At 41.4% G+C, this 20,072-nt stretch carries 18 protein-coding genes; 10 read left to right on the top strand and 8 right to left on the bottom strand.

Translation table 11 applies throughout. The features are described from left to right. The first annotated feature begins 5 nt into the window (after positions 1 to 5). The 5 genes from BMX50_RS01615 to BMX50_RS01635 are packed head-to-tail and all read left to right on the top strand — an operon-like array spanning position 6 to position 3,604. Positions 6 to 197, top strand: coding sequence for a hypothetical protein (locus tag BMX50_RS01615; protein WP_091206730.1), 192 nt, complete (start codon positions 6 to 8; stop codon positions 195 to 197). Further along, positions 194 to 1,093 carry a cbb3-type cytochrome c oxidase N-terminal domain-containing protein gene (locus tag BMX50_RS01620; RefSeq protein WP_091206733.1) on the top strand — a complete coding sequence of 300 codons (900 nt, stop codon included), beginning with the start codon at positions 194 to 196 and terminating at the stop codon, positions 1,091 to 1,093. The genes BMX50_RS01615 and BMX50_RS01620 overlap by 4 nt, the downstream gene beginning before the upstream one ends. Positions 1,094 to 1,114: 21 nt before the next feature. After that, complete coding sequence (gene ccoG, locus BMX50_RS01625) at positions 1,115 to 2,488, top strand: cytochrome c oxidase accessory protein CcoG (RefSeq protein WP_091206736.1); 1,374 nt, start codon at positions 1,115 to 1,117, stop codon at positions 2,486 to 2,488. A gap of 4 nt (positions 2,489 to 2,492) precedes the next feature. Then, entirely contained in the window at positions 2,493 to 2,915 is a 423-nt protein-coding gene (locus tag BMX50_RS01630) for a FixH family protein (RefSeq protein ID WP_091206738.1), read from the top strand. Next, a complete protein-coding gene (locus BMX50_RS01635; RefSeq protein ID WP_091206741.1) occupies positions 2,912 to 3,604 on the top strand; it encodes a sulfite exporter TauE/SafE family protein in 693 nt (230 codons plus the stop codon). Before BMX50_RS01630 ends, BMX50_RS01635 begins: the two co-directional genes overlap by 4 nt. Positions 3,605 to 3,788: 184 nt before the next feature. Here the strand turns inward: BMX50_RS01635 and hemN are convergent, their stop codons facing one another. The 6 genes from hemN to BMX50_RS01665 form a co-directional block, all read right to left on the bottom strand. Beyond that, entirely contained in the window at positions 3,789 to 5,150 is a 1,362-nt protein-coding gene (gene hemN, locus BMX50_RS01640) for an oxygen-independent coproporphyrinogen III oxidase (protein ID WP_091206744.1), read from the bottom strand. Between the two features lie 12 nt (positions 5,151 to 5,162). Next, positions 5,163 to 6,185 carry a 2-hydroxyacid dehydrogenase gene (locus BMX50_RS01645; protein WP_091206747.1) on the bottom strand — a complete coding sequence of 341 codons (1,023 nt, stop codon included), beginning with the start codon at positions 6,183 to 6,185 and terminating at the stop codon, positions 5,163 to 5,165. 81 nt (positions 6,186 to 6,266) lie between these two features. After that, a complete protein-coding gene (locus BMX50_RS01650) occupies positions 6,267 to 7,319 on the bottom strand; it encodes a response regulator (RefSeq protein WP_091206750.1) in 1,053 nt (350 codons plus the stop codon). After that, positions 7,316 to 8,503: a PAS domain-containing sensor histidine kinase gene (locus tag BMX50_RS01655; protein WP_091206752.1), complete on the bottom strand. Its 1,188-nt coding sequence runs from the start codon at positions 8,501 to 8,503 to the stop codon at positions 7,316 to 7,318. Before BMX50_RS01655 ends, BMX50_RS01650 begins: the two co-directional genes overlap by 4 nt. A 133-nt stretch (positions 8,504 to 8,636) precedes the next feature. Next, complete coding sequence (locus BMX50_RS01660; RefSeq protein WP_143065061.1) at positions 8,637 to 9,011, bottom strand: hypothetical protein; 375 nt, start codon at positions 9,009 to 9,011, stop codon at positions 8,637 to 8,639. A 153-nt stretch (positions 9,012 to 9,164) separates the two neighbouring features. Further along, positions 9,165 to 9,953 (bottom strand): OmpW/AlkL family protein, encoded by a 789-nt coding sequence (locus BMX50_RS01665; protein ID WP_244280805.1) that lies wholly within the window; start codon positions 9,951 to 9,953, stop codon positions 9,165 to 9,167. 42 nt (positions 9,954 to 9,995) lie between these two features. On the opposite strand from BMX50_RS01665, the gene queD reads away from it, so the two are divergent. The 3 genes from queD to adhP all read left to right on the top strand — a co-directional run bounded on the left by queD (position 9,996) and on the right by adhP (position 12,528). Further along, positions 9,996 to 10,445: a 6-carboxytetrahydropterin synthase QueD gene (gene queD / locus BMX50_RS01670; RefSeq protein WP_244280807.1), complete on the top strand. Its 450-nt coding sequence runs from the start codon at positions 9,996 to 9,998 to the stop codon at positions 10,443 to 10,445. A 150-nt stretch (positions 10,446 to 10,595) separates the two neighbouring features. Further along, positions 10,596 to 11,453, top strand: coding sequence for a universal stress protein (locus tag BMX50_RS01675; RefSeq protein WP_091206755.1), 858 nt, complete (start codon positions 10,596 to 10,598; stop codon positions 11,451 to 11,453). Positions 11,454 to 11,484: 31 nt separating this feature from the next. Beyond that, positions 11,485 to 12,528 (top strand): alcohol dehydrogenase AdhP, encoded by a 1,044-nt coding sequence (gene adhP, locus BMX50_RS01680; protein WP_091206757.1) that lies wholly within the window; start codon positions 11,485 to 11,487, stop codon positions 12,526 to 12,528. 8 nt (positions 12,529 to 12,536) lie between these two features. Here the strand turns inward: adhP and BMX50_RS01685 are convergent, their stop codons facing one another. After that, entirely contained in the window at positions 12,537 to 13,946 is a 1,410-nt protein-coding gene (locus BMX50_RS01685; protein WP_091206759.1) for an aminotransferase-like domain-containing protein, read from the bottom strand. Between the two features lie 143 nt (positions 13,947 to 14,089). Between BMX50_RS01685 and BMX50_RS01690 the strand changes: the two genes are divergently transcribed. Next, positions 14,090 to 15,121 carry a zinc-dependent alcohol dehydrogenase family protein gene (locus tag BMX50_RS01690; protein WP_208864621.1) on the top strand — a complete coding sequence of 344 codons (1,032 nt, stop codon included), beginning with the start codon at positions 14,090 to 14,092 and terminating at the stop codon, positions 15,119 to 15,121. Positions 15,122 to 15,317: 196 nt separating this feature from the next. Here the strand turns inward: BMX50_RS01690 and BMX50_RS01695 are convergent, their stop codons facing one another. Then, positions 15,318 to 18,329, bottom strand: coding sequence for a ligand-binding sensor domain-containing protein (locus tag BMX50_RS01695; protein WP_091206761.1), 3,012 nt, complete (start codon positions 18,327 to 18,329; stop codon positions 15,318 to 15,320). Here BMX50_RS01695 and BMX50_RS01700 point away from each other — a divergent pair. Beyond that, positions 18,306 to 20,072 carry a clostripain-related cysteine peptidase gene (locus BMX50_RS01700; protein WP_091206763.1) on the top strand — a complete coding sequence of 589 codons (1,767 nt, stop codon included), beginning with the start codon at positions 18,306 to 18,308 and terminating at the stop codon, positions 20,070 to 20,072. The two genes, BMX50_RS01695 and BMX50_RS01700, sit on opposite strands and share 24 nt — an antisense overlap.

Below are 20,072 nucleotides of genomic sequence, written 5' to 3' on the forward strand. Positions count from 1 at the left end.
TAGCCATGTTTAAACAATTTACAGAAAGCGTTAACGGTACCCAGGTGTACCTGCTGTTTTCATTAGCCATATTCCTGGTATTTTTTATTGTAGTATCTGTGTTGCTTATCCGCCTCAGGAAACAACATATCGACCATATGAGCGACCTGCCATTGGAAGATGGTATTGGTGAATCATTTAATCCTTATCAGCTATGAAATACCACCGAATATTGTTTTTAATACCGTTTATATTATTGATACAGCCCGGCATGGCGGTTGCCGATAACCTGATCCCGGATGATCTGCAAAATGAGATAGCTTACTGGATAATAATAGGTATGCTGTTGTTATTTGTTGTAGCTATGCTGGTGCTGCTCAAAACCTTTAAGGTGCTTGCAAGGGTTGTCCTCAAATCTCAGGGTTATACTGAAGAGCAGATAGCTGCTGAAATGGCTCCTGTTAAAAAGGTTAAGAAACCAAAGGCTGAGGTTTGGAACAAGCTGCTTTCATTGAGGCCGCTTGCCGAGGAAAAAGAACTGCTTATAGCACATGATTACGATGGCATCCAGGAATTGGATAACCCGATACCTGCCTGGTTTTCATACCTATTTTACGCCACTATCATTTTCGCCGTTGGGTACATTCTGAACTATCACGTCTTTCATTTCGGGCAATTGCAGTATGAAGAGTATAATACCGAAATGGCGCAGGCTGACATTTCTAAGAAGGCTTATTTAAGCAAAGCTGCCAACCGCGTTGACGAGAATACCGTGAAGTTAGACGCCGAACCGGGAGTGGTAGCGGCGGGACAGGTGATATTTAAGCAAAATTGTGTGCCTTGCCATGGCGATCATGCCCAGGGAGTTGTTGGCCCTAATCTTACTGATGATTACTGGCTGCATGGCGGCAAGATTAGTGATGTATTTAAGACCATCAAATACGGCGTACAGGCTAAGGGGATGCCAACCTGGGAGAAACAATTATCGCCTAAACAAATCTCCGATGTAGCAAACTATATCAAATCATTACACGGTACTAATCCGGCGGGAGCCAAGGAAGCCCAGGGTGAAAAAGAAACCGATGATGCCGCTAAAGCAACAAAAAAAGCGTAGCATAATATTATCATTAAAATAATGGAAGGATTATTGGAGGGTAAGGAAAGCAAAAAGCGGAAATGGATGTATCCGTTGGTGCGTAAGGGCAGGTTTTATAAATGGAGAAGCTGGCTAAGCTATTTTTATCTTATCTTCTTTTTCAGCGGACCATTTTTACGCGTCGGCGGGCAGCCATTGCTGCTACTTGATTTTATGAACCGGCATTTCGTGTTGTTTGGCCAGGTATTTTGGCCGCAGGATATTTTCCTGTTCGCGCTGGCCTCTTTGGTTTTCCTGGTTTGCATTGTGGTGTTTACCATAGCCTTCGGGCGGATCTTTTGCGGTTGGATTTGTCCGCAAACCATTTTTATGGAGATGGTTTTCCGCAAAATCGAGATAATGATTGAGGGCGATGCCAACAAACGAAGAAAACTGGATGCCGGGCCGTGGACTAAGGAAAAGATCAAGAAGAAAACGCTTAAACATGCTTTGTTTATACTGGTATCATTCCTTATAGCCAATACTTTTCTGGCTTATATCGTCGGTAGCGAAAATTTGATCCGGATCATGATCGAACCAATTACGCTGCATTGGATAGGCTTTGCCAGTATCTGGGTGTTTACGCTGGTGTTTTACCTGGTTTACAGCCAGGTGCGTGAGTTGGTTTGTACAGTAATATGTCCTTACGGCAGGCTGCAAAGTGTATTGATAGATCAGCATACTTTAGTTGTAGCTTATGACGACGTACGCGGTGAACCCCGCGGAAAATTAAGTAAAGTAGCTGATCCATTTAATTTGAAAGGCGATTGTGTGGATTGCGGTTTGTGCGTGGCGGTTTGTCCTACAGGAATCGATATCCGTAAGGGAACACAAATAGAATGTATTAACTGCACCGCCTGCATTGACGCCTGCGACCAGGTAATGGATAAAATAGGCAAGCCCCGCAACCTGATAGGCTATTTCTCAGAAAATATGATCAGGCTTAAAGAGAAGCCAACTTTTACCGGCAGGATGATGGCTTATACTGCCGTGATCACTGTTCTGGTTGGTGTATTAAGCTATTTTATTTTTAGCCGCAGCGATATGGAGATGACGGTTATGCGAAGCGCGGGTATGCTCTATCAGCAACAGCCCGGCGGCTATATCAGCAATATTTATAATGCCGAGATCATCAATAAAACCGATAAAAACAAGCGCATAACTATTGTGGCCGACGCCCCTTCCATCAAAATAAAATATATCCAGGCGCCTGCGATTGTTACCGGGGGCGGAACGGAAAAAATAGTGTTTTTTGTTATGCTGCCTGCATCACATATCCATACCGCCAAAACAAACATCCGGTTACAGTTGATGACCGACAAGCGGGTTATCCAAACAGTGAGTACCAATTTTATAGGACCAATAAACGATTAAGCAAATGAATTGGGGAAAAGGAATTATTGCAGGGATGGCAGCTTTTATGCTGTTTATCCTGAGCATGTGTATCTATATGTTCAACGCACCGGTTGATGATTACGATCACCAATACTACGAAAAGGGATTGAGTTTCAACAAAGATCACGACCGTGAAGAACAGGTAAATAAAGATCATGCTGAGCCTGTAATGTTACAAAGTGACGACCGGCTTATGATAACTTTTAGCGAACCTATAACCGGAAAGGTAAGTTTTATGCGACCTTCTGATAAGGCGTTAGACAGATCGTTTAAACTAAACAGCGGTAGCAGCAAATCGGCAGAACTTGATTTGCAAGGCGTTGCCAAAGGCCTCTGGCAATTAACGTTTGAATGGGAAAGCGGCAAAAAATCATACCTGTACCATAAGGAGGTATACATTAAATGAGTAACAACGAGATTGCATTTTTTATTGGCTTGTTTGGCAGTGTGCATTGTATTGGTATGTGCGGGCCTCTGGCTTTTGCTGTCCCGGTTTCGCAAAACCGCTGGTGGCTTATTGTTGCAGATAAACTGCTTTATAATACAGGCAGGGTAATTAGTTATACCTTCTTAGGATTGCTTATCGGAATTATAGGGAAACAATTGTGGCTTTACGGTTTGCAGCAGGGGATAAGCTTGCTGAGCGGCGCGCTAATTATTATGGCCGGTCTTTCTCGTTTATTTAAACTGCGCCGTTTATCACAAATGAAAGGCTTTCCTACTATAATATCGCCTATTAATAAACTGCTGCAATATGCATTAAAGCACAAGGCCGGGCATTTGGTTATTGGTGTGCTAAACGGCTTTTTACCTTGTGGTTTTATTTACCTGGCACTTGTGGGGGCAGTTAACAGTCCGTCGGCTGCAGATGCCGCGGCTTACATGTTTTGGTTTGGAACAGGAACTTTTCCGCTGATGCTGGCTGCAACGGTTAGCTCGGGTTTTGTTGGCCCGGTAATAAGGCGTAGGATCAATAGGACAATGCCTTACCTGATGGTTTGTCTCGGCTTTTGGTTTATTTTGCGGGGATTGAATTTGAATATTCCTTATTTGAGCCCGGCAAAGCAATCATCTGGTATTGAGGTATGCAAATGAGGAATAATAAGTCTATTATTAATCTAAGGAATTATTTATACACAAAAAGCGTCATTGCGAGGTACGAAGCAATCCCAAACTATGCAGAGCGGCTCTGCCAATCGGGGATTGCTTCGTACCTCGCAATGACGTGCTGGAGATGGCAGGTCTTTAAATCACCATCAATTGTGGCTTTTTAGAGTAATCATATCGCCATACTAAACAACTGCGTAGCCGGTTTATTAGCCCATAAGCGCGCATCAATAGCCATACAAATATTGCGTAAAAAGTTTTTGCCTTCAGGCGTTACCTTTAAGCCCCAGGAGTTAAGCTCTATTAATCCGTCATCGACTAAAGGTTGCAAGCGTTCAATCCCTTCAAACAGCGGTTCACAGGGTTCTGTATGATGGTTCCAGGTGGTTTGGCCTTTGCACATGATATCCTGAATATGCCTGCGAATGATCATATCATCATTGGTTAAGATATGGCCTTTAAAAACGGGTAGTTCGCCATTTTTTACAAGCTCAAGGTATTCCTCAACCGTTTTTACGTTTTGGGCAAAAGCGTATTGTGAATCGCTGATGGATGACACTCCTAAGCCAACCAATAATTGCGTATGCTGATGCGTATAGCCCATAAAATTACGATGCAGGTTGCCGTTTTGTTCGGCTAATAGCAGCTCATCGCCGGGGAGGGCAAAATGATCCATTCCTATTTCTACATAGCCATAGTGCTTCAGTAACGAACGTCCAACTTCATATAATTTAGCTTTAAGCCTGGCATCCGGCAGGTCTTTTTCGGTAAAACGACGCTGACCTGGTTTTATCCATGGCACATGCGCGTAACTGTAAAAGGCAATCCTGTCAGGCCTCAAGTCGGCCACCTGTTGCATGGTGGCGGCCAAACCGGGTAAGCTTTGCAAGGGTAAACCATAAATCAGATCGTAATTGATTGAGGTATAACCAATGCGCCGCGCCTGGCCGGTAACAGCCTGCACCTGTTCCAAACTTTGCTGGCGGTTAATGATGAACTGAACTTTGGGGTCGAAATCCTGGATGCCGAGGCTTAGCCTCCTGAAACCAAGATCATATAAGGCCTGTAAATGATCAACCGTAGTATTGGCCGGATGCGCCTCAAAACTAAAGCCTGCATCCGGATGAATATCTGCATTAAGCAGAATAGCACTGATCAGCATTTTTAGATTTGCCGGACTAAAAAATGTAGGAGTACCACCACCAAGATGAATCTCCCGAATAACCGGCTTCTTACCGAAAATATTTTTATACATAGCCCATTCCAGCAATAAGGCTTTAATATATGGTTCCTCAACCCGGTGATTTTTGGTGATACGTGTATTACAGCCACAGTAAGTGCAAAGGTTTTCGCAAAAAGGCAAGTGAATATATATGCTGATACCTTCCTGCGTGTTACTTTCATTAAAGGAACGTTTTACTGTTTGAATCCATTCGCTTTTATTAAATGCGTTAGTACCCCAATAGGGCATGGTTGGGTAACTGGTATAGCGGGGCGCAGCCACATTGTATTTGGCTGTAAGTGATTGTTCCATAAATTAAAAATCTCAAAGTGTTGAGTGGATGGTATTATTCCTGCAACTATTGGCACATACACAAGCTTCGCCAGAACATTTGTTCTGCTGCCACTCATCAAGATTACGGATAGTTTGGTCTGCTATTTCCTGTAGTGCCTCCTTGGTTAAGTAAGCTTGATGTGGAGTAATCAGCACATTAGGGTAATTCAATAAACTATGCAGCAAAGGATCTTTAACAAGGTCATCTTCATGATCTTCAAAAAATAAACCCTTTTCAAACTCATATACGTCCAGGCCCAGGTAGCCAATCTTGCCGCTTTTTAGTGCTGCTATAACATCGGTAGTGCGGATAAGCGCACCTCTTGAAGTATTGATGAGCATCACCCCGTTTTTCATGAAACTGATGGTTTCGTTTTTAATAAGGTGCCTGGTAGCGGGTATAAGTGGTAAATGAAGCGAAATAATATCAGCAGTTGTAAGCAGTTCGGTTAAAGTAACCGATTTTATGTTTACAGCATCTGCGGGGAATACAGGATCATAAGCAATAACATTACAGCTAAGGCCATCGAATATCTTTGCCGCTGCTTTGCCTGTATTACCAAGACCTATAAGCCCCACAGTTTTACCAGAGAAGTTAAATCCCATCAACTCATCATTCCTGAAATCGAAATGATGACTGTGTGCATCAGCCCTGATGATCTGCCGGTTTAGCGCGAATGCAAGTGCAACAGCATGCTCTGCTATAGCCTGCGGCGAATAGGAGAGGATGTTTGATACACTGATACCATATATAGCAGCGACTTGTTTATCAATATGATCTGTGCCGGTTGAACGTGTGATGATCAGTTTTACGCCAAAGCCTGCAAGCTTTTCAATTACCGGGCCCGAAACATCGTCATTGGTAAATACGATGACTGCATCCTTGCCTTCGGCAAACACGGCTGTGTCGGGACCAAGGGCGTTGGATATTAACGTAATGTCGTGCTTTTTTTGGTTGGCTTTTGCCAGGAATTCCTTTTCAAAAGGCTTGATACTATAGGCTACCGCTTTCATTTGCAATGATTTATCAGGAGTAAAATTAGGTTAAAAAAGCCAGTTCCGAATGAGCCTCATCAACCCAAAAAGTGATGCTGATCAGTTTTTCATCTTTGATAGCCTGTTGATGTCAAGGATGGTGATTACGCTGCCCTTTTTATCTATCAGGCCCTCATCTTTAAAATCGGATAGTGTACGGCTTACTGTTTCTGTAGCCATACCTGCCATTGCTGCAAGGTCTTCTCTTGATATTTTAAAGCTGTCAATGGTACTGGTGTATTGTTTATGGAGACGGAGCATAGCTTCGGCCATTCTTTTTCTGACAGAGTGGTAGGCCAGTTGCAACAACTGTTCCTCCTTATCCCGGATGTTGTTGGCCAGCAGCGTGATAAATTCGCGCCCAACCTCGGGGTATAAATTCAATAGCTCATCCAGTTGGTCTTTAGGAATAAGGCATAGCAGGCTATCCTCCAATGCAGTTGCAGTTTCGCTATAGGTTTCGTTAGATAGGAGCGAATGGATCCCCAGGTATTCATCGGCAGTGTAAATTCCGGTCATCAGTTCGCGACCGTCTTCGGCCATTTTTACAGTTTTTATTCGGCCCTTTATTACTAAATAAAGTCCGTTCCCTTTATCGCCTTCATAATAAATAACCTGGTTTTTCTTAAACTGGCGGCCCCGCCGTTCTTCGATGATGCGCTTTAATTCAGCCAGGCCCTTGTTTTTAGATAGCAGCTGATTTAAATTATCGAGCGACCTGCTGTAAAAGAGCTGCTGGGCTTCCTTCTTTTTGAGCCTGCTTTCAACCGCGCTTAGCAGTTCCATATCATCAAATGGTTTGGTAAGGTAATCATCTGCACCCATTTCCATGCCTTTGCGCAGGTCAACCCGCTCGGCTTTTGCAGTTAGAAATATAAAAGGGATAGCGGCGGTTACCGGATTTTTATTCAGCATATACAACACGCCATAGCCATCCAACTCCGGCATCATGATATCGCATAAAATAATGTCCGGAACGTTTTTCAAAGCAAGGTCAACCCCGGCGCGGCCGTTACTGGCTTCAAATACGCTGTAACCGGCAAGTTCCAGTATTTCAACTACGTTTTCGCGAATATCATTGTTGTCTTCAATTATAAGTATCTTTTTGCTCATTGTTCGGGAAATGAAATGGTGAATATGGTGCCCTTATTAACGCTGCTTTTAAACGCAACACTGCCATTCATGAGGCGGGCGTAACGGGCAACAATGTGTAAACCTAAGCCGGTGCCAGGAATATTACCGGTATTGTGCGCCCTGAAGAAAGCTTCAAATAAATGCTTCTGATCTGTTTCGGGGATGCCTATGCCGTTATCTTTTATGGTGATGATACAGCCGTTTTTGCCGATCTCGGTATTAAATTCAATAAAAGTATTTTCGCCGGAGTATTTGATGGCGTTAGCAATAAGGTTGATAATACAATTTTTGAGCAGGTTTAAATCAAGATTAACCCGGCTGTTGCTACCCGTATGCTGGTAAATGATGTTCTGATCTTTTTTGGCTATCAGCTGCATTTCTTCAGTGATTTCCTCGGCCAGCTTTACCAGGTCAAAAGATGTTAAGGAAGGCTCAACACGACCGGCCTCCAGTTTTTCGTGCGACAGGAAATCGTTTAAGATCGTGGTAAGGTTGCCAACGGCATTTTTGATCTTATTAACGTGCTTGCTGATATTTTGACTTTGTATATGCCCTGCATATTTTTCGATGAGTGAAGCAGACAGCTGCACCGCACTTAAGGGGGTACGAAACTCATGCGAGGCCATCGAAACAAAACGACTTTTCAATTGCCCGAGCTCTTTTTCTTTTTCGAGCGATAAGCTAACCTCTTCTTTAGCTTGTTGAAGTTCAATTACGGATAGCTGCAGTGATTGGGTACGTTCCTGTACTTCTTCTTCCAAATGGGTGGCGTATTCTTTGAGCCGGCCCTCGGCTTCTTTTTCCCGGCTGATATCATGTATAAAGCCGGTGTATATTTTTCGCCCTGAATATTTTACTTCACTTACTGCGAGGCGAAACGGGAACAGTGAGCCGTCTTTCCGCAACCCTGTAACTTCGCGACCTATGCCAATGATATGCGCGCGGCCGGTGTTCTGGTACCTGTTAATGTATTCATCATGCTGGTGCTTATCGGGTGGCGGCATCAGTACCGATATGTTTTTGCCGGTGACTTCGCCGGGGGTATATTGAAATAACTTACATGCAGATGGGTTGATCGATTCAATCAACCCTCTTTCATCAATTGTTATAATGCCATCAATAGCATTTTCGATGATTGCATTCAGCAATGCTGCACTTTCCATATTACCCCGTGACCGCTTTATCAGGTCAGTCAAATATCATCACCTGGCGGAAAGTGAGGAATAATCACATTCAGTTTAAAAAGTGATTTTGATCATTTTTTGATTGTGTTTTTTACTTACGAGCGGGTTTACTTTAGACTAACTCGGCGGTAAAATGATCGAATTCTTTTTTTAATTCATTAATTGATTGCTGTTGTGACAGGCATTCCTGATTTAAAGTTCCGAACACCTGAAGCGTGTATTCAATAGTGCTTTCATCCATTATTTCCGTCGCCAGGCAAGCAAGACTTTCGCGGATCCGGTTTCTCAATCTGTCTATATCGTTTTTGCGGATAGTTAGCCGATCTTTAAAATGCACGGCCTTTTCTGAGATATCGCCATCTATGCAGTCCTCTGCTACTTCGTCCAGTTGTTCCTGGATAAGAAATAGCTCAAAATGATAAAAATCAAGCCTCCGCAGCCATTCCTGGTGAAGAGGAGTGGTTTGTTTTATATTGATTTGTTCCATGTAATAAGAGTAGCGATCAGCTTGCTTAAAAAAAATGACCATCGTCACTTTTTTAATTGATTGATATCATAAAGTTTATTATGCAGGTAGCAGAAAAGCCGGGGTACAATTGCCCGGCTCTTTCAAAATTGCCTTATAAGGACTGGGCGGACACTACTTGATCCGGTATCCAACTCCTACACCTACTACCCATGGCCTGATCTTAACGTCGGCGTTAATGTTTTTTAATACCGGGGCCAGCGACTGATTACCGCCCGGGGTAAGGTTAGCGGCGTTGACCGTAGCGTTGGTATTAAGGAAAAGTTTTTTGATATCGATGTTCAGGAATACCGTTTTAGTGATGTCATAATCAATACCAGCCTGCGCTGCAAAAGAGAATTTATTTTGATAATCTATCGCCTGCACAACGGGACCTTTATCGGCATTATAAAATATGGTATAATTTGCACCTGCGCCGATGTATGGTTTAAATGCTATACCTGTCGGCAAATGGTATTGCAAAGTTAAGGTTGGTGGTAACAGCCATACCTTGCCAAGGTTAACATCGGCGGAGGAGCCGCCACCTATGGCCGTAAGGTTTGAACCCTGTGTTTTTACTTTATGTTTTGAGGTACCGAGGATCAGTTCGGCAGAGAAGTTTTTGGCAAAGAAATAGGTAATATCCAGCTCGGGTATATATGCATTACTGATATTGATATCGCCACCTATAACACCGATTTTGGCACTTTCCTGTGGTAATATACCTACTGCCCGCAAGCGAATATCCCACTCATTTTTTTGCTGGGCAAAACTGTTTAACGCGCTAAACAGGCAGATAGTCAATACAGATAGTTTTAAAGTTTTCATAATATATGGATTTGAATTATGGCTCAAAACTATAGGCAGTGCGTGACTGCTGCCATGATGGCAAACAGCCTGTTTGCTGATGCTTATCATTGCCATAAAGGATAATAAAACGATTAGTTGCAATACCCTTATGAAACAATGATAAAGGTTACTATCGCAAACGACCCTGGTCACATGATCATCAATAAGTTTGGCCTAACCTTACAGCGTTATTATTTATCTAACTTATTTATGATCATTTACCAACACTTTACATTTGATGCCGCCCATTTTTTACCGCATGTTCCCGAGGGCCACAAATGCCGGAACTTACATGGGCACACCTATCATCTTACCCTTTACATTGCCGGCGAAATATTAGAGCGGGAGGGCTGGATCCTGGATTTTTCTGACCTGAAGGCAATCGCCGCTCCGGTGATCGGAATGCTTGACCATGCCCTGTTAAATAGCATAGAAGGGCTTGAAAATCCGACAGCCGAGCTTTTGGCTATCTGGATCTGGCGGCAAATAAAACCCTTATTGCCCGGATTGAGAAAGATAGAATTGAAAGAGACACCGGCATCTGGCGTAATATATGAGGGTGAATAAACAAAAGCCAGGTATTTAAATGTAGATCCAGGTATTAGGTTGTGATACAGGCTATATTGGGCTTAGGGTCACGTAGAATGGTGACCGCAGTCATTATTTTCGCCTGTAAAAACAGGCAGTTTTGTGGTATAAAACAATCACACTCAAAACATGAAAACACTGCTTGTTGCTACCGATTTTTCAGCTAATGCAAGGCATGCTGCTGAATATGGCTATCACCTGGCCAAACACATCAAAGCTAACATCGTACTCTGTAATGCGGTTATTGTTCCTGCCGAAATGCCTCAATCAGGCACTATAGTATGGCCAATGGATGATCTTGAACTGTTGCTGCTGGACAGTACTACCGGCCTCGAAAACTTAAAATCAGATTTAGAAATGACTAACCACCCTGACGGGTTCAAGCCCGGAATCACGCTCAAAAACGAATCGGGCATTGTAACTGATGTTGTAGAAAGTTATGTGGAAAGCCACCCGGTTGATTTGGTGGTAATGGGTACCCACGGCGACGGGATGAGCAGTTTTTTATTGGGTAACCACAGCAAAAATATGATTGAAGCCACCACTAAACCCTTAATGCTCATCTCGCCCGAAACGCAGTTCGCACCGCTTAAAAAAATAGCATTCGCAACAGATTTTACCGATCCGAAAAATGATGTGGAGAGTTTGTTTCATTTAATACCCTTTGCTAAAACATTAGGCGCACAAATTTTACTGACCCATATTTATGATGGCGAAACAATACCCGAAGCGTTGAAGGAAACCATTGCCAACTTCATGACAGAAGTATCCAATAAAGCCAATTATCCGCATATCTATTATCGCAGCGTCCGCAACAGCCAGGTTGAGGCTGGTTTGAGCTGGCTATGTGAGCATGGACAGGTTGATCTGCTGGTAATGGTGCACAGGCCACATAGTTTCGTCCACCGGTTATTGAAAAGCAGTCATAGCGAGAAAATGGCTGGTCGCCTCAATATTCCGCTATTAGTATTTCCCGCCAAAAAGTAAATCGTTCATTATCATTTATAAAAGTAAAGATATGCTGCCTAAAACAATGAAAGCCGCGGTGATCCATCAATTTGGTCAACCGCTTCAAATAGAGGAAATGCCTGTGAAAGAACCGGGCGAAAACCAAATATTGGTAAAAGTTATTGCTTGCGGTGTATGCCACACCGATTTGCACGCTTGTGAGGGCGACTGGCCTGTAAAACCCAAAATGCCGCTGATACCCGGACACGAGGCCATTGGTTATGTAGCCGCACTTGGCCGTAACGTAAAAAATGTTAAGGAAGGCGACATAGTAGGAGTGCCGTGGTTATACAGCGCCTGTGGATGCTGCGAATTTTGTATAACAGGCTGGGAAACGCTTTGCGATTCGCAACAGAACGGGGGGTATAGCGTAGATGGTGGCTTTGCAGAGTATTTAATTGCGGATTCACGTTATATAGCCCATTTTCCGGCTAATACAAACTTCATGGAGATGGCGCCTATCATCTGCGCGGGTGTTACAGTTTATAAAGGCATAAAAGAAACCGAAGCCAAACCCGGCGAATGGATTGCTATTTCGGGTATTGGCGGGTTAGGGCACCTCGCTGTTCAATATGCCAGGGCTATGGGCATGCATGTAGCTGCAATTGATATAGCTAATGACAAGCTGCAATTGGCCAGGGATTTGGGTGCCGACTTAACGGTAAATGCCCTAAAGCAGGATCCCAAAGAATTCCTTAAAAAACACACGGGAGGCATGCATGGCGTGTTGGTTACAGCGGTTTCGCCTGTTGCTATTAAACAGGGGATCTCGGTATTGAGGAAAAAAGGTACTATCGCTTTAAACGGGTTACCTAAGGGTGATTTTGAACTGCCGATTTTTGAATCTGTTTTAAACCGGTACACTGTTCGAGGTTCTATTGTTGGCACCAGGAAAGATATGCAGGAAGCTATTGAATTTGCATTAGACGGTAAAGTGAAAGCCACTGTTCATGCCGCCAGTCTGGATGATATTAACCAGGTATTTGACAGAATGAAAGCAGGGGAGATAGAGGGCAGAACGGTGCTGGATATAGCCAACCCTGGGGTGAGTTGAATGCTCAACTAACTCAAAAGTGACGCTATGGTTTTTATGGCATTGTCGATTTTATTGTTCCATAGCGGGCAATAGTTAATGCGAATACATTGGTGATAGATGTTGGAAGCTGAGAAAATATGACCGGGGCATATACCAATGCCTTTAGCCAGTGCCGCTTTTTGCAGCGCAAAAGCGTCTGTTGTTATCGGTAATTCAATCCATACGCTTAGCCCTCCCTGTGGTATGGAGAGGCGGGTTTCTTTAGGGAAATAGCCTGAAATAGTGCCTACATACTTTACCATTTGCGACTGAAGGGACAGGCGCATTTTCCTGATATGTTTGTCATATTGTCCGCTTTCCAAAAATCTGCCTATAGCATCCTGCAGCACACCGTTTGTTGAAATATTTGAGCCGAATTTTAATTTTTCGAGCTCATGATGATACTTCCCGGCAGAAACCCATCCTACTCTAAACCCGGGTGCAAGTGTTTTTGAGAAGGATGAACAATACAATACATTATCATATGTGTCGTACGCCTTTGCGGGAAGATTATTCCCGTGGTAATTTAATTCGCCTAATGCATCGTCTTCAATAAGGGGAATATTGTGTTCGCCCAATAAATTAACCAGTTCTATTTTATTGGACTGAGGCATAGCACAACCTGTTGGGTTATGACAGGTGGGCATAAAAATGCAGACCGATATATTGTTATTGGCAATTGCCGCACGAAGATTATCTAAACGTAACCCGGTTTGCGTATCGATACCTATTTCAAGTGCTTTTAGGCCTCTTTGTTCCAGGCTTTGTAAAATCCCATGATAAGTTGGAGATTCTACGGCGACGATATCGCCCGGTTTGGCAATTGCATCAAGGCAAAGGTTAATGGCCTCCATGCAGCCGTTGGTAACAAGTATATGTTGCTGGTCAATGCTATTGGGCCATTCAAACGCGCGCCTGGCAATTTGTTTCAATAACCGGGGATGACCGTCAACCAATGGGTATTGGTAATTTTCGTTTCTTGTCTCACTTAAAGCGGCCGTAACATACTTATTTAGCTTGATTACCGGTAAATGTTCATTAACCGGCGCCAGAATAGAAAAGTTCACGATTCCGTTTTCTTTTGCATTTTTCATCATAGCAGCGGCCATCCCGGTTATTTCAACTACCGCCGGCAAAGCCGCGTTTTGCTTTAAATGGGGCGCATTTAATGTTCTGGGCGGTACATTGACTACATAGCCCGATTTTGGTTTGGAAAAAATTAAACCTTTCGCTTCAAGTATAGCATAAGCCTGAAAAACTGTATTTAAGCTCACTTTCAGCTCACGGCTTACCTGGCGAACCGACGGCACTTTATCGCCCGGTTGCAAATCGAGCATTTTAATGGTTTCCTCTATTTTGGATGCCACTTGCTCGTATCGAAATATCCTACCCGGCATGATTTTGATAATTAAGCATTAAAATAAATACACAAAAGACAGAAAAAAATAGTTTATCACAAACTGATCTCATTTTTTTTGTAAAATCTGAATCTGTTTTATGATTTAAATAACAAGGAAATTTGGATTATAAAAACAAGAATATGTCAAAAGAAAAATCGACGATGAAAGCATGGCAATCAAACGCTTTCGGTTTAGAAAACTTAAAATTGGTCCAGGTTGCAATTCCCTCACCAAAAACCCATGAAATATTGATCAAAGTTGGCGCTGTGTCACTCAACTTTCGCGATAAAGCTATTATTGATGGAATTTATTCACCGGAAATGATTCCTTTTCCATTTATTCCTGTTTCGGATACTGCCGGAACTGTGGTAGCTGTTGGAACTGACGTACAGAAGTTTAAAGTAGGCGACCGGGTAATTTCCCACCTTTACTCTCATTGGATGGACGGTAAGCCCGCTCACAATGAGCCGGAATTTTGCTTAGGGGCACCATTACCCGGAGGCCTGGCCGAGTATATGATCCTTGAAGCAGAGTCGGCGGTAGCCGCACCTGCTTCACTAACTGACGAAGAAGCCTCTACGCTTCCAATCGCAGCCCTTACCGTATGGTTTGCTCTTGTTAATCATGGCAACCTGCAACCCGGGGAAACGGTTGTATTACAGGGTGCCGGCGGGGTATCAATATTTGGAATTCAGATTGCCCACGCTTTGGGCGCCCGCGTAATTGTTACTACCAGCAGTGATGAAAAAGGCCAAAAAGCGAGGACACTTGGAGCTGATGAGATCATTAACTATGTAACAACACCCAATTGGGCTAAAGAGGTAAACAGGCTAACCAATGGCATCGGAGCCGACCATATTTTAGAAGTTGTTGGCGGCGAAGGTTTGAATGATTCGGTTGAAGCAACCAGGGTGGCCGGACAAATTACAGTTATTGGATTTCTTGCCGGACAAACCACTGCGCTGAACCTAATGCCTGTGATTTTTAAGCAAACCAAAATTCAAGGCATTGCAGTTGGCCATTTGAAAGCACTTGAAGAGATGAACAAGGCATTTGATAAATATAATATCAAGCCGGTTATTGAAAAAGTATATCCATTTGAAGACGCAGTTGAGGCCTACCAGCACCTGGCAAAAGGTGCATTTGGTAAAATCGTGATCAAAGTTTCATAAATCGCGCGATGGATTCATGTGTTGCCCGGGAAGACAGTTGTTGTCTGCCGGGGAATGTGTAAAAATAAAAACCGCTGCTAATTGGATTAGGAGCGGTTTTTATTTTTAAAGTGCCCGGAGGTAGCGAAAGATTATATTGGATTAGTTCTTATGTTAGATAATTAATTTTTTCTCAAAATAGATCCGGTTTTCAAAATTACTTTTTTTCGACAGTTATTAAGGTCCCACTGCCCGGAGATGAATTATAATGAAGCACATAATTAATTTGCTCGGCCCTGTTTTTCATACTATTTAGGCCGTAGCCATTTGATTTATTGGAGATATCAAACCCTAACCCATCATCTGATATTGAGAATAGAATCTTTTTATTAGTCCCTGGTTTGACTATGACTTTTATTGTTTGGCATTCAGCATACTTAAAGGAATTGTTTATTGCCTCTTTTGCTATTAATAAAAGGTTCCTTTTTTCCGTTTTTGATATATTGGGGTTGCCGAGCTCAGGTTCAATGTAGCATTCTAATTTTATTTGATTGGCATGGGCAATTGGGGTAGCAAACTTTTTAACTCTATCTAATAGTTCGTTCATATCATCCCGCGAATCTTCTAAAACCCAAAGCATATCCCGCAGACCACCTGTAGTACTGGTTATCAATTTTTCGATTTCTTTTAAATAGGAGATATTTTGTTTCTTTTCGATAGCCAGGTGGGTAAATATTTTAATTGAGTTTAATGTGCTGCCTAAGTCATCATGCAGGTCATTGGCAATGTCCCTTCTTATTTGTTGCTGGATTTTAATTTGTTTAATGCGATAATGGTAAAAGGCATTTAAAATTATTACACCTAATACTACCATTGCAAGTTTAAAAAACCAAGTTTCAAACCATTTGGGTTCAATTTTTACAATGAGTGTTTTAGGATAACTCCAATAACCATCCTCATTCGCCGCCTTTAGTTCAATGGTGTAGGTATTGGGAGGAAGGCCTATAATATTTATCAGATCGCGATGGCCATTATTTATCCAGTTGGTTTCAATTTCCTTTATACGATATTTATAGGTTACCCGCTTCGGATCTTCAAAATTGATTCCGGTAAATGATATCGATATTTGCAACCAGTTATTGGGAATCGTTAACGTCTTTATGTCAAGGCTTGTATTAACAAGATTTTGACCATTGTCTAACTTTACTTCGACGTTAGCAAGGTAGAGGATGGGAGGGATTTTATTTACAAGCAACTTAGAAGGGTCTATCACTGTAAAGCCATTGATGCCTCCGGCGTAAATTTTATCATGATAAGCCGTAGCAGTTACCTCTTCGAAGCTGTTCGATTGCAATCCATTTTCAATATAGTAATTTTTGAATTTTTGCGCTTTAATATTATAGGACGAAAGTCCGTTATTAGACGTAATTAGCAAACTTGAGTCTCTGATATTAAATATGTTATAAACTCCTTCGTTGGATAACCCGTCTTTTTGTCTGATAAGCTTCCTGACTTTCCACTTGTCATCTATTTGGATAAGCCCATTCCCATAAGATGCGATCCAATAACTGCGATTGAATTCGCACATGTCGAAAAATAAGTCAAGCTTTGGATATTTTCTTTCCGAAGCAAAATCCAGGCTTTTTGAAATAGTGAAATCAGCATTGATAACCGTTATAACCTTATCTGATAATACCCATAAATTTCCAATCTTGTCATGATAAATATTATTAACCGTATTGGAAGCCAAAGCGGGCGATGAAGATGTGTCAATTTTCTTCACGTAGTGTCGTTTATAGTTCCAAATTAAAATGCCATCATCGCACTCTGTACCCATTATTACCACCGAATCCCCCACAAAAACATGGCTATTGACTACATGTGCTTTATAACTTTTCAACTCTGGATAAATGCTTTCAATAGATTTAATAGTTTTTTTTTTCAGTACATGCATCCCCTGGTTTGTGGAAAGGAAAGCCATGTTGTTGCCTAAAAAGAAAATATGGTGATACAAGTGTGCCCTGTCTAACGTGGTAAAACTATTATCCCCATGATTTACCAAAGTTAATCCGCTGCTTAAACCACATAAAATGTCTTTATTAGGTAACACACATATCGAGCGCATGTGCTCAAGTTTGTTTCCTGTTTTTTCATCATAATAATATTTTGCGAAAGGACTACTAATAATTTTCATCATCCCAATCCCTTGCTGACAACCTAACCAAATCTTGTCACCATCAAAGTAAATTGATTGCACGTAGTTGATCCATTTACTTTCTGCATCGCCGATACTTTCGTCATAAACAACATAGTTACTCAAAGCAGAATTGAATTGATATAAATGGCCATTGCCGGAAATTATTATATCATCATGCCGAATAGCTTTTATTGCATCTATTGGGCAACTATTTAATACTTTTAAATTTTTAACAGGATTATTATCAACTGTTAGTGAGTAAAATCTATCGAAATAAACCGTTCTCAAACCCTGATCAGTGGCAAACAGAATTTCATTGTTATTGACCAGCGTAAAGTCGTTTACGCGAATAGTATTGCGTCCCAAACGGTCTCCGAGGTCTTTTAACTTAATTTCCTTTATCTTTTTCAGACTGGTTCCGTTATAAATAACAATGCCATAGCGGGTATAACAAACCCAAACATTATTGAAATTATCCCGTCCAATACAATTGATTTCGGAATTTATAAAGTGGTTCTGAATCTTTTTTGGAGGGGGAATAAATTGCCATTTTTTCGTGTTTAGTATTTTTAACCCCCGAAAGGAACCTATCCATAAATTATTTCCACAATTTGTCATGGTGATGTTCCAATCGTCGTTAGCATAATTCGGGATAGATATATTTTTAATTACATCTCCATTCGTGGTATTTATGACATGTAATTGATCTCTGTTTGGTAAAATCCATAACGCTTTATGTATGGTATCTTCAATTATTTTACGTACATCAGGGCCCGATATCCGGTGTTTTGGTAAAGATTGTTGGGTGTACGATAAAAAAGATTTACCGTCAAACCTGGTTAAGCAATCTTGTGAAGCTACCCAAAGAAATCCATTTTTATCTTTGATAATTTGCTGTATATTGTAGCTTGATAATCCATCGGATTGCCCATATTTCACCAGAGACACCCTGACTTTTTGCTGCGCAATCGAATTCGTACCTAAACTAAGTAACAATAAAACTCTGATATGGAAAATTTTCCTGAAAATCAATGTAATAAGTGGTTAATTGTCTTTCTAATTTATGCAGATTTTACCACAAATGAAAAGCTTTCTATGGTTGAAAGAATGAAAATTATGGTTAATAGCATGCTGGGGGATATTATCACTACACCCATCAATAATAAGCAAACCAGGATGTTTGTTATCATGAACAACATAAAGTACACATTGGGGAATAAAGCATATAATACAACCGCATTTTTCACAATTGAGGCTAAAAAGAATGGTTTAGGCAACCGTATAAAAAACTGTGAGTTAGTGGATAATGAAGCGGATGAAAACGGAAACCTTGTTTTACAAAAAGCCGAGCAACTGGCAGATATACTACGAAAAACAAATGTTAAACCCGACGAAGAAGTTTTCCTTATTACCTGGGATCATGGTTCGGCATTTGGGATCTTCAGAAAAGAAATTCCTGTACTTAATAACAATACAGTTCGAACTGAGATTGACCGGGATTTATTCCAATATCCATTCATTAAAATGTTTTGGAACCGGGTTAAACAAAAAGACACGCATGGTTTTTTAAAAAACAAACAAGTTGCAACTACTCATACCACTATTCAGGTTGGCCATACTTTAATAAAGATAAGAAACAGCCCGGAAAATGAACAAAGACTTAAGTATTATTTAGAGAGTGAAAGCGGGTTTGTATATGATGATAAAGTCAGCAGGATCAGATTTATCGGTGCAGGCGCAAATGCGGACACCGGGCATTCGTTGTTTCAACAGCAAAAAACGGCCATTTTATCTGATGGACTATTGCAAAATGAGATGGACGTTGAGCCAACGGCTGCGGAAATTTTAACAAACAGCGAGTTGGATAAATGTCTCGAGCTATGGTTATGCGGAAAAAGGGTTGGTGTTTTATTAATGAGCAACTGCTGGATGATGAATTTGCATACCATGTATACACTTAAGGATAGCGTTAAATGCCTGGTTGCTCCTCAAGGTAGCATTGATTTACCAGGCTATAATTTAAAAGACATCCTTACAGAAATAAGCGCTTTCGCCGGTAACAAACTTGAACCTGCTGAATTAGCCAGAACATGTGTAACAACATTAGATAATTCTTATTCAAAATCAAAAGCTGTTATGCTCGATAGATCTGAACCCGGTGTACTTAAATTATTTAAAGTGTTCGCCGTTGATTTAAGTAAAACAACCGGTAACAAAAGCATACTTGTTCAACATAAAGAGCTTCTGGAAGGGCTGATCGATTTACTAATCGATCAGCTGAAAGAGAATAGTGCAGTAGATACAGAAATGAAATATTTTCTCAAATATGTAAGATCCGTATGCTTCGACTTTACCGGCGGTTTTGTTATGATGATCGATATAGTTAACTGGATAAAAGCCATTAATTCGGCTAACCAACAATTTAACTCAGATCTGCAGAAACTAACACAAATGTTTACAAGTCAGATTGCTGCTTTTAATCAGGCTGTTTCAAAGAGTTCCATTGTTATAGAGACATCAAGCGGTTCGGATATTTACAGCCCCAATAATTTGTTTACCTCTAATACTAAAATTGATGATTTTGTAACTATTAAGTTGCCTCCCACAGGCTATAGCTTTTTTTTTCCAATACAAAATTGTAAAGAAATTATGCATCCCAGCGATTATGCCAACGTAAAAGCCAATGTATTATCCGACAAGCTATTAGAAGAGTTACCAAACTGGCGCGAGTTTCTAAAATATATCGATCCGCAAATAGATAGTATATTTATCTAA

Origin of the sequence: Mucilaginibacter gossypiicola (genome assembly GCF_900110105.1) — a bacterium.
In the GTDB taxonomy this organism is placed as follows: domain Bacteria; phylum Bacteroidota; class Bacteroidia; order Sphingobacteriales; family Sphingobacteriaceae; genus Mucilaginibacter; species Mucilaginibacter gossypiicola.

Bases quoted from the DNA above. Each gene is read 5' to 3' on its own strand.
- BMX50_RS01660 (WP_143065061.1), bottom strand. From the start codon at position 9,011: ATGGAACAAATCAATATAAAACAAACCACTCCTCTTCACCAGGAATGG.
- adhP (WP_091206757.1), top strand. From the start codon at position 11,485: ATGCTGCCTAAAACAATGAAAGCCGCGGTGATCCATCAATTTGGTCAA.
- BMX50_RS01685 (WP_091206759.1), bottom strand. From the start codon at position 13,946: ATGCCGGGTAGGATATTTCGATACGAGCAAGTGGCATCCAAAATAGAG.
- BMX50_RS01690 (WP_208864621.1), top strand. From the start codon at position 14,090: ATGTCAAAAGAAAAATCGACGATGAAAGCATGGCAATCAAACGCTTTC.
- BMX50_RS01675 (WP_091206755.1), top strand. From the start codon at position 10,596: ATGAAAACACTGCTTGTTGCTACCGATTTTTCAGCTAATGCAAGGCAT.
- BMX50_RS01630 (WP_091206738.1), top strand. From the start codon at position 2,493: ATGAATTGGGGAAAAGGAATTATTGCAGGGATGGCAGCTTTTATGCTG.
- BMX50_RS01635 (WP_091206741.1), top strand. From the start codon at position 2,912: ATGAGTAACAACGAGATTGCATTTTTTATTGGCTTGTTTGGCAGTGTG.
- BMX50_RS01665 (WP_244280805.1), bottom strand. From the start codon at position 9,953: ATGGCAATGATAAGCATCAGCAAACAGGCTGTTTGCCATCATGGCAGC.
- BMX50_RS01615 (WP_091206730.1), top strand. From the start codon at position 6: ATGTTTAAACAATTTACAGAAAGCGTTAACGGTACCCAGGTGTACCTG.
- ccoG (WP_091206736.1), top strand. From the start codon at position 1,115: ATGGAAGGATTATTGGAGGGTAAGGAAAGCAAAAAGCGGAAATGGATG.
- BMX50_RS01655 (WP_091206752.1), bottom strand. From the start codon at position 8,503: ATGGAAAGTGCAGCATTGCTGAATGCAATCATCGAAAATGCTATTGAT.
- BMX50_RS01645 (WP_091206747.1), bottom strand. From the start codon at position 6,185: ATGAAAGCGGTAGCCTATAGTATCAAGCCTTTTGAAAAGGAATTCCTG.
- BMX50_RS01620 (WP_091206733.1), top strand. From the start codon at position 194: ATGAAATACCACCGAATATTGTTTTTAATACCGTTTATATTATTGATA.
- BMX50_RS01650 (WP_091206750.1), bottom strand. From the start codon at position 7,319: ATGAGCAAAAAGATACTTATAATTGAAGACAACAATGATATTCGCGAA.
- queD (WP_244280807.1), top strand. From the start codon at position 9,996: ATGATAAAGGTTACTATCGCAAACGACCCTGGTCACATGATCATCAAT.
- hemN (WP_091206744.1), bottom strand. From the start codon at position 5,150: ATGGAACAATCACTTACAGCCAAATACAATGTGGCTGCGCCCCGCTAT.
- BMX50_RS01700 (WP_091206763.1), top strand. From the start codon at position 18,306: ATGGAAAATTTTCCTGAAAATCAATGTAATAAGTGGTTAATTGTCTTT.